Origin of the sequence: Sphingobacterium sp. T2 (genome assembly GCF_000814685.1) — a bacterium.
Lineage (GTDB): Bacteria > Bacteroidota > Bacteroidia > Sphingobacteriales > Sphingobacteriaceae > Sphingobacterium > Sphingobacterium thermophilum.
This window is the reverse complement of record NZ_JXAC01000015.1, coordinates 1-13,586: the sequence shown is the minus strand read 5'-3', so window position 1 is coordinate 13,586 and position 13,586 is coordinate 1. Positions and strand designations below refer to the sequence as shown.

General features: G+C 42.3%; 10 protein-coding genes and 2 pseudogenes. 11 read left to right on the top strand and 1 reads right to left on the bottom strand.

Annotated features, from left to right (window positions below; genetic code table 11):
- Together SD31_RS01505 and SD31_RS01500 are read left to right on the top strand one after the other, a co-directional pair.
- Nucleotides 1-1,126: transglycosylase domain-containing protein (locus SD31_RS01505; RefSeq protein WP_039052855.1), on the top strand; the 1,126-nt coding region annotated here is incomplete at its 5' end.
- A gap of 69 nt (nucleotides 1,127-1,195) precedes the next feature.
- A complete protein-coding gene (locus SD31_RS01500) occupies nucleotides 1,196-4,222 on the top strand; it encodes a DPP IV N-terminal domain-containing protein (protein WP_052258528.1) in 3,027 nt (1,008 codons plus the stop codon).
- Nucleotides 4,223-4,277: 55 nt separating this feature from the next.
- Here the strand turns inward: SD31_RS01500 and SD31_RS01495 are convergent, their stop codons facing one another.
- Nucleotides 4,278-4,595 (bottom strand): hypothetical protein, encoded by a 318-nt coding sequence (locus tag SD31_RS01495; RefSeq protein WP_052258527.1) that lies wholly within the window; start codon nucleotides 4,593-4,595, stop codon nucleotides 4,278-4,280.
- Between the two features lie 103 nt (nucleotides 4,596-4,698).
- Here SD31_RS01495 and SD31_RS01490 point away from each other — a divergent pair.
- The 9 genes and pseudogenes from SD31_RS01490 to SD31_RS01450 all read left to right on the top strand — a co-directional run bounded on the left by SD31_RS01490 (nucleotide 4,699) and on the right by SD31_RS01450 (nucleotide 13,536).
- Nucleotides 4,699-5,473, top strand: a pseudogene (locus SD31_RS01490) (XRE family transcriptional regulator).
- 103 nt (nucleotides 5,474-5,576) lie between these two features.
- Nucleotides 5,577-6,041, top strand: coding sequence for a ribosome assembly cofactor RimP (gene rimP, locus SD31_RS01485; RefSeq protein WP_039052852.1), 465 nt, complete (start codon nucleotides 5,577-5,579; stop codon nucleotides 6,039-6,041).
- Nucleotide 6,042: 1 nt separating this feature from the next.
- Complete coding sequence (nusA, locus tag SD31_RS01480) at nucleotides 6,043-7,281, top strand: transcription termination factor NusA (RefSeq protein WP_039052851.1); 1,239 nt, start codon at nucleotides 6,043-6,045, stop codon at nucleotides 7,279-7,281.
- Nucleotides 7,282-7,386: 105 nt separating this feature from the next.
- A pseudogene (gene infB, locus SD31_RS01475) lies at nucleotides 7,387-10,378 on the top strand (translation initiation factor IF-2).
- A 90-nt stretch (nucleotides 10,379-10,468) separates the two neighbouring features.
- Entirely contained in the window at nucleotides 10,469-11,515 is a 1,047-nt protein-coding gene (locus tag SD31_RS01470) for a ferredoxin--NADP reductase (RefSeq protein ID WP_039052850.1), read from the top strand.
- 1 nt (nucleotide 11,516) lies between these two features.
- Complete coding sequence (locus SD31_RS01465; protein WP_156138142.1) at nucleotides 11,517-12,011, top strand: hypothetical protein; 495 nt, start codon at nucleotides 11,517-11,519, stop codon at nucleotides 12,009-12,011.
- Nucleotides 12,012-12,201: 190 nt separating this feature from the next.
- A complete protein-coding gene (locus SD31_RS01460) occupies nucleotides 12,202-12,390 on the top strand; it encodes a hypothetical protein (RefSeq protein ID WP_039052848.1) in 189 nt (62 codons plus the stop codon).
- 49 nt (nucleotides 12,391-12,439) lie between these two features.
- Nucleotides 12,440-13,207 (top strand): alpha/beta hydrolase, encoded by a 768-nt coding sequence (locus SD31_RS01455; RefSeq protein WP_231561036.1) that lies wholly within the window; start codon nucleotides 12,440-12,442, stop codon nucleotides 13,205-13,207.
- Nucleotides 13,208-13,215: 8 nt separating this feature from the next.
- The gene (locus SD31_RS01450) at nucleotides 13,216-13,536 is read left to right on the top strand and encodes a carboxypeptidase-like regulatory domain-containing protein (protein WP_039052846.1); all 321 of its coding nucleotides are present in this window, start codon (nucleotides 13,216-13,218) and stop codon (nucleotides 13,534-13,536) included.
- Nucleotides 13,537-13,586: the final 50 nt, after the last annotated feature.

Genomic DNA, 13,586 nt, shown 5'->3' with positions numbered 1-13,586 from the left:
TAAACTACATATGGATTCGCTGAAGCATTATGTCATGATGCTGAATACAGGTATGATGGCGATGAATCCGTACTCTGGAGAGATCAAGGTGTGGGTAGGAGGTATCAACCATCATTTCTTTAAGTTTGATCATGTGAATCAGGCTAAAAGACAGGCAGGCTCTACCTTCAAACCTTTTGCTTATCTGGCGGCATTGGAGTCCGGCATGAGCCCTTGCGACAAGTTCGTCGATAAGCCCGTGAAAATAGAGTTTATGGGTAAAGATGGCCTCGAAACATGGGAACCTAAAAATGCAGATTGGTCGGTGTCGTATCAGGAAATGTCGCTGCGCCACGCTATGGCGCGCTCGCTAAACACCATCACGGCCCAGGTAACAGAAGTTGTAGGGCCTGAGAAGGTGGTAGAGATTGCGCACAAATGTGGTATTGAAAGTAAGCTGCAGGCAGTGCCTTCCGTAGGTTTGGGACCGAACGATGTATCGGTATACGAGATGGTGAAAGCGTATTGTACCTTCATGAATGCCGGTAAAACTACCGAGCCTATACTGGTAAGCAAGATTGTAGATCAAGAAGGTAATATTATCGCTTCTTTCGAGACTGAACATAAACAGGTGATAAGTCCGGAGAATGCATGGTTGATGACCTATATGTTGCGTGGAACCATAGAAGAACCGAGAGGTACTTCGCAGGCCCTTTGGGAGTGGGATCTGTTTAGAAACAACAACCAAATAGGAGGTAAGACCGGAACATCATCAGACTATGTGGATGCCTGGTATATGGGAGTGACAAAAGATTTGGTCGCTGGCGTGTGGGTAGGCTGTGACGAGCAAAGTATCCACTTCCGTAACTCAGCCTCGGGAGAAGGATCGAGAACAGCACTTCCAATATTTGCCATGTTTATGGAGGAGGTATACAAACATCCTGAATTGGGGGTCACTTTTGGTAAGTTCCCGGAGCCTACCGTAGAAATTAAGAAGCCTTACCAATGTGAAACACCTCGACATATTTATCAGCCGCAGGAGCCGGATTCTACTCAGGTAGAGGAAGGTGAAGATTTGGAAATAGATCCAGAGCTGCAGCAAAACGAAGAAACACAAGAAGAAGAACATACGACTCAAACACAATAAAAAGAAAGCTGTTTAACCCTACATAACTGATTAATTATGAGTTGCTATAAGAATCGCAGCTTGACCAAAATGTTATTTGCACTTCTGCTGGTGCTGTTCATGACGGGTAGCGCTACAGCCCAATATTTTGGTCAAAATAAGATGCGCTATAAGAAGCTGAATTTTAAGGTGTATGACACCCCTCATTTCAATATCTACTATTACCTGAAAAATGACTCGGTGATGCGTTGGCTCGCTAAAGAGGCAGAGGTATGGTATGATATGCACCAACAGGTGTTTCAGGATACTTTTATCCGTAAAAATCCAATTATACTTTATAATAACCATCCGGAATTCCAGCAGACTACAGCCATTAACGGTGAGATTTCGGTAGGAACAGGTGGGGTTACGGAAGCGTTCAAGCAGCGTGTAGTCATGCCTTTGATGCAGATCAACCAGCAAACACGACATGTCTTGGGACACGAGATGGTGCACGCTTTCCAATACCGTGTCATCATGGAAGGTAATGACTCTACCCGACTGGAAAACATAGGAAACATTCCCTTGTGGATGATTGAAGGGATGGCCGAGTATTTTTCCATAGGAAAAAAAGATGCTTTTACGGCGATGTGGCTACGAGATGCCTATCTGCATAAGGATATTCCTTCTCTGAAGCAGATGACCGAGCAGTCGTACGACTATTTTCCTTATCGCTATGGACAGGCCTTTTGGTCTTTCATAGGCTCTACATATGGAGATACTGTCATCATGCCGTTGTTTTACGAAACCGCAAAATATGGGTATGAGTTTGCTATGCGCCGTGTGTTTGGTTATGATGCGCAGACCATGTCCACCTTGTGGCGCAACAGCATAGAGCAGGCCTACCGTAACCTCGGTAAGGATACCACTACAAGACCTATAGGGATAAACCTTATCAATGCCCGTAATGCTGGTAGTATGAATGTGTCGCCAAGTATATCGCCCAACGGCAAATATGTCGTATATCTGTCAGAACAGGACCTCTTCAGCATAGACCTTTATCTGGCCGATGCTAGTACAGGTAAGCGTATCCGTAAGTTGGGAAGTAAGCTTACCAATAAAGATATAGACGAATTCAGCTTTTTGGAATCTGCAGGTTCCTTCTCACCCGACTCCCGAAAGTTTGCCTTTTCGGTCTTTTCTCAAGGCAAAAATAAGCTGATGATTGTGGATGTAGAGACAGGCAACCCGGTGTTGGTAGAAGCTATGGGCGATATTGTAGAATTTGCCAACATAGCATGGGCTCCCGATGGAGAGACTGTAGTGTTCTCCGGTCTGGTGGAAGGACAGTCTGACCTCTACACCTATAATATTAAGACGAAGGAACTAAAGCAGCTCACAAATGACCCTTACTCGGACTATCAGCCTAACTATTCTAAGGATGGTAAATATATAGTCTTTAGTACGGACCGTGTAGCTTTACAGGGTGACAGCCGCTCAGTAGATATTCCAATGAACCTAGCTTTGTATGAAGTAGCTACAGGCAAAATCGTTAATATCGATGTATTCCCAGGAGCAAATAATCTGAACCCTCATTTTGCGGCCAACGGAGAAGATATTTATTTCCTGTCAAATGCCGATGGCTTCCGCAACCTGTACCGCTATAACCTTTCGTCAGCAACGGTAGAGCGTATGACAGACTATTTTACAGGTATTTCCGGCATAACGGAATATTCCCCTGCAATTTCTATTTCTGATAACGATGAAATCGTTTATTCTTTCTTTAAGAAAAAAGCATACGACATCTATAAAGCAAAACTATCGGAGTTTACACCGGAAAGGGTAGACCCTCAGTATGTGGATATGACTGCCGCCATTTTGCCTCCTAATATTGATCGAGGTGTAAATGTGGTGAATAGAAATTTGATGAATTTCAATGTTTTTGAACGTATTTCTGATGAACAAATCACCAATATCCCATATTCTCCGAAGTTTAAGCTTGACTATCTTGCAAATGCAGGGATAGGTATGTCAGTAGGTTCACGCTATGGTGCAGGTATCAGCTCGGGTGTGCAAGGACAGTTTTCCGATATTTTGGGGTACAATCAAATATTTGCTGCACTAAATATCAACGGTGAGATTTATGATTTCGGTGGACAGGTAGCTTATATTAATCAGCGTAGCCGATGGAACTGGGGGGGAGCGATCTCTCATATTCCGTATATGACGGGGTTTTCGGTATATGGATATGAGGATTTCGGATATGGAAATGAGCCGGCTGTAAGTACTTATATCATCCGTTCTTTTCAAACACAGGCTGAAGCCTTTGTGGCATATCCATTCAATCGAAGTCATCGTTTTGAGGTGGGGGGTGCAATAGCGCGCTATGGCTATCGCGTGGATAAATGGAGACAATCATATTATGGCTATGGTGACAGACAAAAGATATCGAACGAGGAAGCATCGCAGCTAGGCTTTGGTAACCTTGATCCTTTTGTTATCCAGCAGGTGAATGCCGGCTTCGTGGGCGATAATGCTGTGTTCGGTCTTACTGCTCCTCTGCAAGGTTTCCGCTACCGTATTGGAGCTGAACAGTACTTCGGTGATTATAACTTTTCCGCCATAAATATTGATTTGAGAAAATATAATCGCTATAATCCGGTAACTCTTGCGGCACGCTTCTATTCGTATATGCGTGTGGGCAATGATAGTAAAGCTTTATATCCGTTGTATATCGGTTATCCATATTTAATCCGTGGTTATGAAAGTGGAAATGTAGATGTGACAGGAAATGTAGGTTTTGAACAGCTGTCGGGAGCTAAGATGGCCGTGGCGAATTTCGAAATACGTATTCCTTTTACAGGACCGGAAAAGCTGGCGGTAATAAAATCAGGACTTTTGTTCTCGGATCTAAACTTCTTCGTGGATGGAGGTGTGGCATGGGATAAAGTGCAATACTACAATGCTACGCCGAACCAAAGCGGAACAAAAGATTTCCGACCGGTGTATAGTGCCGGTGTCTCACTTCGTGTGAATCTCTTTGGCGCCATGATATTAGAACCTTACTACGCCATACCTTTCCAAAAGACAAAGTCTAAATTTGGTACTTTTGGATTAAACTTTGCGCCGGGATGGTAGTCTAAATTGTAGAAGTTGCGATTAGGTTAAGGTTGTCAAAAGCTGTTGTTTGTCATTAAGCGCAAACAGCAGCTTTTGTTTTTATGCTTCCCTGAAAGGTGTGTATACCTAACCAGTTGGGATTATAACGTCGGATAAGACGTTCCTTTTGCATATGTGTATAGCTGTTGAGCTCTTGCGTTCTTTTCTCAGCCTGCTCCATGCTATCGTATTCTTCCACATGGATAATACGCGTAAACTTAGGCCCCAGAAGAGACGTATGACGCGCTGCCTCCTGCAGTTCGAATAGTTTCAATGCTAAATCTTCACAATATCCTGCTTCCAAATATATTCTGTTGGCGTCTGTCGTAATGTAAACAAAGCATTTTTTCATAATATTTGCTAATTTATTTGGGGTTGCGAATAATCTTTACTAATTTTATTGGCACAATATTACTAATAATTTTAGTATTTAAAAATAATTTTGAAAAAATATTATGTCAAACATCGCATCAAATCTCAAGTATCTACGTAAGAAACATAATCTGACCCAGCAACAATTTGCTGATATTATGGGAATTAAGAGGGCTTCCGTAGGTGCTTATGAAGAAGATCGCGCCGAGCCAAAATATGATTTGCTAAAAAAAATAGCTGAGTATTATGGTTTGACGATGGATGAATTGGTAAACGAACAGATAGATGATAAATGGAAACCTACAGCCAAAGGTGCTGCTTCCAATTTGAGAGTGCTTTCTATCACCGTAGATAAAGAGGATAGGGAAAATATAGAGCTAGTGCCTGTGAAGGCTAGCGCCGGATACCTCAACGGATATGGTGACCCGGAATATGTACGAGAGCTTCCTAAATTTTCTTTACCTATATTTAATCAAGGTACGTATCGTGCTTTTGAAATCAAGGGAGACTCTATGTTGCCTCTGCCTAGTGGCTCCATCATCATCGGCGAATACGTAGAGAACTGGCATGATATCAAACCTGATCAAACCTATGTTATCATTTCGAAGGAGGAAGGTATCGTTTACAAGCGTATAGGTCAGAAATACCGGGAGGATAAAGGATTGAAGCTGGTGTCTGACAATAAAATTTATGAGCCGTACTGGGTGGCCTCTGCGACATTCTTGAAGTATGGAAGGCCAAAGCTATATCTCTACCGAATTTCCAGAGCCAAGTCCTGAACCTACTATAGAGTCGCTAACCGCTATGATGGCCGAAATGCAGAAAACCATCAAGTCTGTTGTGGAAACGAAAAAATAAAGCGCAAAATTTTTTGCACAAGAAATAATTGTGTATATTTGCACTAACAGAAAGGAAAGGGGGCATTGTATTGCCCCCTTTTTTAGTTCATTTTTGAAAATTTATGCAAATTGAAAAACGTGTTCGAGAGTTAGTCGAAGAGAAAATTGCCGACAGACCGGATTTATTTATTGTCAGCATCACCATGCAGAAGAATAACACCTTGTCGATTCTGTTGGATGGTGACAATGGCGTTTCGATTGATGACTGTGTAAGCGTGAGCAGACATGTGGGCTACTATCTGGAAGAAGAAAATGTGATAGACCATGCCTACCGCTTAGAGGTTTCCTCACCAGGGATAGATTCGCCGCTACTGCTTCTACGTCAATATATCAAAAATACAGGACGTGAAGTAAGGGTTAAATTAACTAACGGCGACAAAAAGGAAGGTAAGCTTCTTTCCGCTGATGAGTCGCAGATAGTAATCGAAGAGAAAGTAAAAGAAAAAGGCAAGAAAGCCTATCTACAAGAGACAGCATTGCCTTTCAATCAAATAAAGGAAACAAGAGTATTAATTTCATTTAAATAAAATGAGCAGCAATATTAATTTGATTGACTCTTTTCAGGAGTTTAAAGAGTTCAAAAATATTGACCGTCCTACGGTAATTACAGTACTTGAAGAAGTATTTCGTAGTATGATACGTAAACGTTTCGGTACCGACGAAAACGTGGACGTCATCGTAAACCCAGATAACGGAGACTTAGAAATTTGGAGAACGCGTGTGGTGGTGGAAGATGGATTTTCAGAAGATGATGACTTGGAAATCGAACTTGCCGAAGCACGTCAATATGATCCGGATTTAGAAGTAGGGGATGAGTATATCGAACCTATCACGCTAGAAAGCTTCGGACGTCGTGCCATCCTAGCTGCTCGTCAAACTTTAGTTTCAAAAATTTTGGAACTAGAGAAAGATGAAGTTTACAAAAAATACAAAGACCGCGAAGGAGAGTTGGTGATTGGGGAGGTATATCAAATCTGGAAAAAAGAGATTTTGGTGCTGGATGAAGACGGTAACGAATTGTTGTTGCCTAAATCAGAGCAGATACCTGCTGACTACTTCAAAAAAGGAGATTCTATACGTGCGGTAGTGCACAAGGTAGAGATGATAAACAGCAATCCAAAGATTATCATTTCACGTACGGCACCAGAATTCTTACAGCGTCTGTTTGAACTAGAAGTACCTGAAATCTTCGATGGATTGATCACCATCAAGAAGATTGTCCGTGAGCCGGGAGAACGTGCTAAAGTTGCGGTAGAGTCCTACGACGACCGTATCGATCCGGTAGGAGCATGTGTAGGGATGAAAGGATCACGTATCCATGGTATAGTACGCGAGCTACGCAATGAAAATATCGACGTGATCAACTACACAACCAACGCGTCGTTGTATATCACTCGTGCCTTGAGTCCTGCACGTATTTCGTCTATCAAGATCGACGAAGAAAACAAAAGAGCTTCGGTATACTTGAAACCGGACCAAGTGTCATTGGCTATCGGCCGTGGCGGTCACAACATCAAATTGGCAGGCAAGCTTACCGGTTATGAAATCGACGTTTATCGCGAAAGTGACGAATACGAAGAGGACGTGGACATCGAAGAATTCGCAGATGAAATCGATGGCTGGATTATTGACGAATTGAAACGTGTAGGTTTGGACAGCGCCAAAGCAGTATTAGCTTTGTCACAAGAAGAGTTGGTACGCCGCACAGACTTGGAAGAAGATACTATTGCAGAGATTCTTCGCATATTGGCTGCTGAGTTCGAATAGGACTCAGCCGCTAAATTTATTGCATATTAAAATGTAAATTTTTGTTAAAGCGAACGAAAAAATCATATTTTTGTAAAGAACAAAATTTTTAGAGGTTAACATTAGATGACAGAAGGTAAAAGCATAAACTTACTCAAAGCAGCAAAAGAGCTCAACATTGGGATTGGTACAGCAGTAGAATATTTAAAGGAAAATGGTTTTGAGGTTGAAGCAAAGCCTAATACCAAGATATCTACTGAGATGTACGATGTTCTTTTGCGTAAATTCCAAGGAGACAAAATCGCAAAAGATGAAGCTAAACAGATAATTATTGGCAAAATCCGTCGTGATGAGGCACCTTCGACGGCTACATCGGCTGGTCCACATGGGTCATCTAACTCTAAAAATGAGGATGCAGAAAATGAAATCCTAATCAAAACGCCTTTGACTCCTCCACCAGCACCGTTTGTGAAGTCTGAAGATAAGGAAGAGTCGCATACCGGCTCTTTAAAAGTGGTAGGAAAAATTGATTTGGACGCTTTAAACAAGCCTAAGAAAAAGGTAGAAGAGAAGGTCGAACCTAAAGGTGCTGAGGAAAAAACTCAACCGGCAGCGAAAGCGGAAGAGCCTAAGGTCGAACCCGCAAAACCTGTCGTTGAAACTCCAAAGGCGGTAACAAAGGCAGAACCGGAAGAGGAAATTCAACCTAAGACGGAAGCTCCTGCTCAGGAAGAAGTGAAAAAAGAGGCTGTAGCTCCAAAAGAAGAACCTAAAAAAGAAGAGAAAGCAGTAGAACAGCCTAACGCTAAAGTGGAAAATATTGAAAAGGCAGAACCTAAGAAAGAGCTTTCTGCCGAAGAACAGCATACGGGCGATGTCATTCGTGCCCGTTCTGAGAAGTTAGAAGGACCTAAGGTGGTAGGTAAGATAGAATTGCCTGTTTTCAAGCCTAAAGAAAAGCCTGTAGCGTCATCATCTAATGTAAATCAGGCAAACAAACGTAAACGTAAACGTACGAAATAAACCTGGAACACCTGTTTCTGCTACGGAACAAGGTCATCACGGTGGCCCTAACAAGCAGGGAGGAAAGCAGGGAGATAATCGTTCAAACCAGCAGGCAGGAGGTAAGAACCGCCCTGCAGGCAAAGGTAAATTTGACCACAAGGGTAAAGGTCATAAAAATGAGCCTGTAAAAGAGGAACTCTCAGAAAAAGAAATCCAAGAGCAAATCAAGGCTACATTGGCCCGCCTGAGTGGTGCCGGTAAGTCAAGTAAGTTTGCACAACGTGCTAAGCTTCGCCGCCAGAAACGTGATGATATAGCACACTCAGCGGAAGAGGCTGCATTGGAACAAGAAAAGTTGGCAAAGGTGTTGCGTGTAACGGAGTTCGTTACTGCCAACGAGTTGGCCAACCTGATGGATGTTCCTGTAACACAGGTAATCTCTACCTGTATGAGTTTGGGTATGTTCGTTTCGATCAACCAACGTTTGGATGCCGAAACACTTACCATCGTTGCTGATGAGTTCGGCTATCAAGTAGAATTCATCAAACCTGAGGACGAGCAGGTTGCAGAATTGGAAGAACCTGATAAAGAAGAAAACCTTGTTCCTCGTGCTCCTATTGTTACAGTGATGGGACACGTTGACCACGGTAAGACCTCTTTATTGGACTACATACGTAAAGCCAACGTAACGAAAGGTGAGGCAGGGGGGATTACCCAGCACATCGGTGCTTACTTGGTAACATTGGACGATGGTCGCAAGATTACGTTCTTGGATACTCCGGGTCACGAGGCCTTCACGGCGATGCGTGCCCGTGGTGCTAAAGTGACGGATATCGTTATTATCGTTATCGCTGCGGATGACGCGGTGATGCCTCAGACCATAGAGGCTATCAACCACGCTCAGGCTGCAGGATCTCCAATAGTATTTGCCTTCACAAAAATCGATAAGCCGGGAGCTAACTCAGACAGAATTCGTGAACAGTTGGCAAATATGAACATCTTGGTAGAAGAATGGGGTGGTAAATACCAAACCCAAGAAATTTCTGCTAAGACGGGTGAAAACGTAGATCTGCTATTGGAAAAAGTGTTGTTGGAAGCTGAGTTGTTGGATCTTAAGGCGGATCCTAAGAAACGTGGCGTAGGTTCTGTCATCGAATCAGCGTTGGATAAAGGTCGCGGTATTGTGACCACAGTGCTGGTACAAGGAGGTACATTACGTGTAGGTGATCCTATTTTGGCAGGGCCATATTCAGGAAAGGTAAAAGCTTTGATCAACGAAAGAGGAGAACGTGTGAAGGAAGCCGGTCCTTCGGTTCCTGTCCAAATCTTGGGTATGTCGGGAGCACCGACAGCGGGAGATAAGCTTTACGTAATGGAAAGTGAATCGGAAGCACGTCAGGTGGCAAACAAACGCTTGCAGCTGCAGCGTGAGCAAGGCATGCGTGCTACTAAACATATCACATTGGATGAGATCGGTCGTCGTCTGGCGATTGGAAACTTCAAAGAGCTTAACATCATCGTTAAGGGTGACGTGGACGGTTCTATCGAAGCGTTGTCGGATGCCTTGTTGAAACTTTCTACCGATGAAATCCAAGTGAATATTATCCATAAGTCGGTAGGTGCTATTTCGGAGTCCGACGTCTTATTGGCTTCAGCTTCTGATGCTATTATCATTGGTTTCCAAGTACGTCCTACACAGGGGGCACGTAAGTTGGCCGAGCAAGAGCAGATCGATGTGCGCTTGTATTCGATTATCTACGATGCTATTGAAGAAATCAAGTCCGCAATGGAAGGAATGTTGGCACCTAAATATGAAGAGAAAGTTGTGGGTGAAGTGGAAATCCGCGAAACCTTCAAAATCTCTAAAGTGGGTACCGTTGCAGGATGTATGGTTACCAGCGGTAAGATCGCACGTAACAACGATATTCGTGTAATCCGTGATGGAGTGGTGATCCATACCGGTAAACTGGCTTCTTTGAAGCGCTTCAAAGACGACGTGAAAGAGGTTACACAAGGGTATGAATGTGGTCTAAACATCGACCGTTTTAATGATATCAAAGTTGGTGATATCATAGAAGTATACGAACAAGTAGAAGTAAAACGTAAGTTATAGTCTTACAAATTATAGTTAATATTTTGTAAAATCCCGGCCCACAGGTCGGGATTTTTTATGCAGTAGCAATTTATTGTTATCTTTAGCCTCATGTATGATTTTAAGGTATCGGAGATCATCAGACATCCGAACGACGTTATAAGCATCCGTTTCGAAGATTTATCGCGAAGTTATCCACCCTATAAGGCCGGGCAATTTCTGACTTTACATTTTCAATTTGGAGACCGTGAGGTAAGAAGATCTTATTCTTTTAGCAGCTCCCCGGCATTGGATGAGCCGCTGGAAATTACCGTCAAACGTGTGGATAATGGCGAGATCTCACGCCTGCTCCACCATCGGTTGGAGGTAGGAGATATCATACAAGTGCTTGAACCCTTAGGGCAGTTTACCTACGATACAGAACCGGAGGTAGAGAGGACCGTATTTTTATTTGCTGCAGGAGTAGGCATTACCCCTTTATATTCTATTCTGAAAACTGCTTTGGTAGAAGAGCGTAAGTCCAAGGTTGTGTTGGTGTACAGTAATGGATCTAAAGCAAGGACAGTATTTTATGAAGAACTTTTGGAATGGCAGCAGCGTTATTCGGATAGATTATTTATAGAGTTTATCTGGTCTGACTCCAAAAATCTGGCAAAAGCTCATCTTAACCGTGAATATCTTATCGCCATAGTCAAGCAACACCTTACAAATCAAACGACAGAGACTTTGTTTTATACTTGTGGTCCACTGTTTTATATGGATTTGGTCCGCTACACCTTGTTGGGAATGGGCTTTCCTGAGGAAAATGTCCGTAAGGAAACTTTCTACTTTCCTGAAGAAGAAGAGGATGATGACGAACATGAAGAAGTGGTGGAAGAAGTGGTAGACTATAATGTGGTTTTACGCTTTAATGGAGAAAATCATCATCTGGTAGTTCCAAGTAATGAGACTATTTTGAATGTAGGTCTTAAGCATCATCTTAAGTTACCTTACTCGTGCAAGTCGGGCATGTGTAGCACCTGTGTGTCGCAGGTTGTGCAGGGTAGCGTAAAAATGGACTATAACGAAGTGCTGACAGATCGTGAGGTGGCAAATGGCAAATGCCTGATATGCGTATCTCATCCAGCAGAAGATAATACCATAGTCGAAGTATTATAATATGAAGAAAAGAGTTGACTTATTGTATAAGACTTTGGTCGTTAGCATAATGCTGCTGTTATCACTTTCGGCGAGCTATGCTCAGGAGTTTATGCGCTTAGGGAAAATCACCCATTCCAGTATCACAGAAATTTCGGGGATAGTTCCTTACAGTTATGAAAGAGGTTACTTTTGGGTTCATAATGACAGTGGTGACGGTCCCTATATCTATAGAATCGACTCTTTAGGCAATCTCCTTCAGAAAGTGACAATCAAAGGCATTAGACCTATAGATGTAGAAGATATTGGGCGTGTAAGCTATAAAAACGAAAATTATCTCCTTCTAGCTGATATAGGTAATAATCTTCGCAACAGGGAAATTTTATCTTTATATTTGATAAAAGAACCGAAGATAGATAACACACATAAAGAGATAACGGTAAATTTGGAGAGACATATCCAGATTAAATATGCAGATAAAAGACGTGATTGTGAAGCTGTTTTTATCGACCTTTAGATAATAGGGTATATCTTGTTTCGAAACGTGATTTTGAGTCTTACGGTTTTTTCTTTTTCTTCTTTTAGAGGAAAAGAAGGGAGATGAAGTTATTGAACTGCATCCTCTGCTGACATTACCTTTTACGTTTACAACTGCTGCCGACATTTCGAAAGATGGAAAGCATATTCTCATCAAGAATCTTACTACTGTGTACTACTGGGAAAGAAAAGAAGGAGAGAAACTGACAGAAACCTTGAAGAGAAAGCCTAAGCAGATGCCGTATAAGGTAGAACCACAGGGGGAAGCTATCTGTTTTGATTTGGATCAAAGAGTTTATTATACTGTATCGGAAAGACCTTTTGGATTAGATGCTTTTATTTACAAATACCATTATTAACGAACTATGAAAAAACTGAAATCAGTACTTTTCGCCTTTTTTTGTAATTGTGTCTGCAGCAGTATCAGCTGCTACGGTAGATACTATTCAGGTGCAATCGCCAAGCATGAACAAAAAGATTCAGGTAGTTGTTATAAGACCAGAGAATTCTTCGGATAAAGCTATCCCTACTTTATACTTATTGCATGGGTATGGTGGCAATTATTCAAATTGGATACTAAAAGTACCTCACATCAAAAATTTGGTAGATCAATATAATTATATGGTTGTATGTCCTGACGGTGGTGTAGGAAGCTGGTATTGGGATACCTCATCAGAATACCAATACGAAACTTTCGTGACCAAGGAGCTTATAGCTCACATAGAGTCGAACTACAAGGTTTGCACCCATCGTTCGGGAAGAGCCATCACCGGTCTAAGTATGGGGGGACATGGCGCCTTATATCTGGCTATACGTCATCAGGATATCTATGGTGCTGTAGGCAGCACAGCAGGAGGCGTGGATTTCCGCCCTTTCCCGCACAAATGGGAAATAGCCAAACGTTTGGGAGAATACTCGGACAACAAGCAGAAGTGGGATGTGCACACCGTGATGGAATCCTTGCATCTTATCAAACCGAATAGCCTGAAAATTTTTATAGACTGTGGATATGAGGATTTCTTTTTCCAAGTAAATGAAGAGTTGCATAGAAAACTTACTTATTTGAATATAGAACATACGTATCTGAATATGCCGGGTAAGCATAATTGGGACTATTGGGCTCAGTCTATCATCTACCAAATGGCGTTCTTTGATCAGTATTTTAGATTACCATAAACACCTATATGTTGCGACTGAGTACATTTCTTATTTTCTTTTCTTTTGTTTTGCAGGCTTTCGCTCAGGATAAAATTTCCATCAGCGGCTATGTGAAGGATGCTTCTTCCGGAGAGGTGCTGATAGGTGCCACCTTACAAGTAAAGTCCAATTATAGGGCTGTACGGACAAACACTTACGGTTTTTTTTCGTTGGAATTAGAACAGGCCAATGATAGCCTCTTCATATCCTATGTGGGTTATCAGCCTCTAGCTGTAGAGGTCAATGCCGAACCAGCCAAAAAAGATATTCCTTCGAGCCTGACCCCGATCTGGGGAATAACTGATTGAAGAGGTAGTGGGTAAKMCGGAAAGAAGCAGAATAAGAATGTGATTAGTCC

Coding starts and splice junctions, on each gene's coding strand:
- SD31_RS01500 (WP_052258528.1), top strand. CDS start 1,196: ATGTTATTTGCACTTCTGCTGGTGCTGTTCATGACGGGTAGCGCTACA.
- SD31_RS01495 (WP_052258527.1), bottom strand. CDS start 4,595: ATGAAAAAATGCTTTGTTTACATTACGACAGACGCCAACAGAATATAT.
- rimP (WP_039052852.1), top strand. CDS start 5,577: ATGCAAATTGAAAAACGTGTTCGAGAGTTAGTCGAAGAGAAAATTGCC.
- nusA (WP_039052851.1), top strand. CDS start 6,043: ATGAGCAGCAATATTAATTTGATTGACTCTTTTCAGGAGTTTAAAGAG.
- SD31_RS01470 (WP_039052850.1), top strand. CDS start 10,469: ATGTATGATTTTAAGGTATCGGAGATCATCAGACATCCGAACGACGTT.
- SD31_RS01465 (WP_156138142.1), top strand. CDS start 11,517: ATGAAGAAAAGAGTTGACTTATTGTATAAGACTTTGGTCGTTAGCATA.
- SD31_RS01450 (WP_039052846.1), top strand. CDS start 13,216: ATGTTGCGACTGAGTACATTTCTTATTTTCTTTTCTTTTGTTTTGCAG.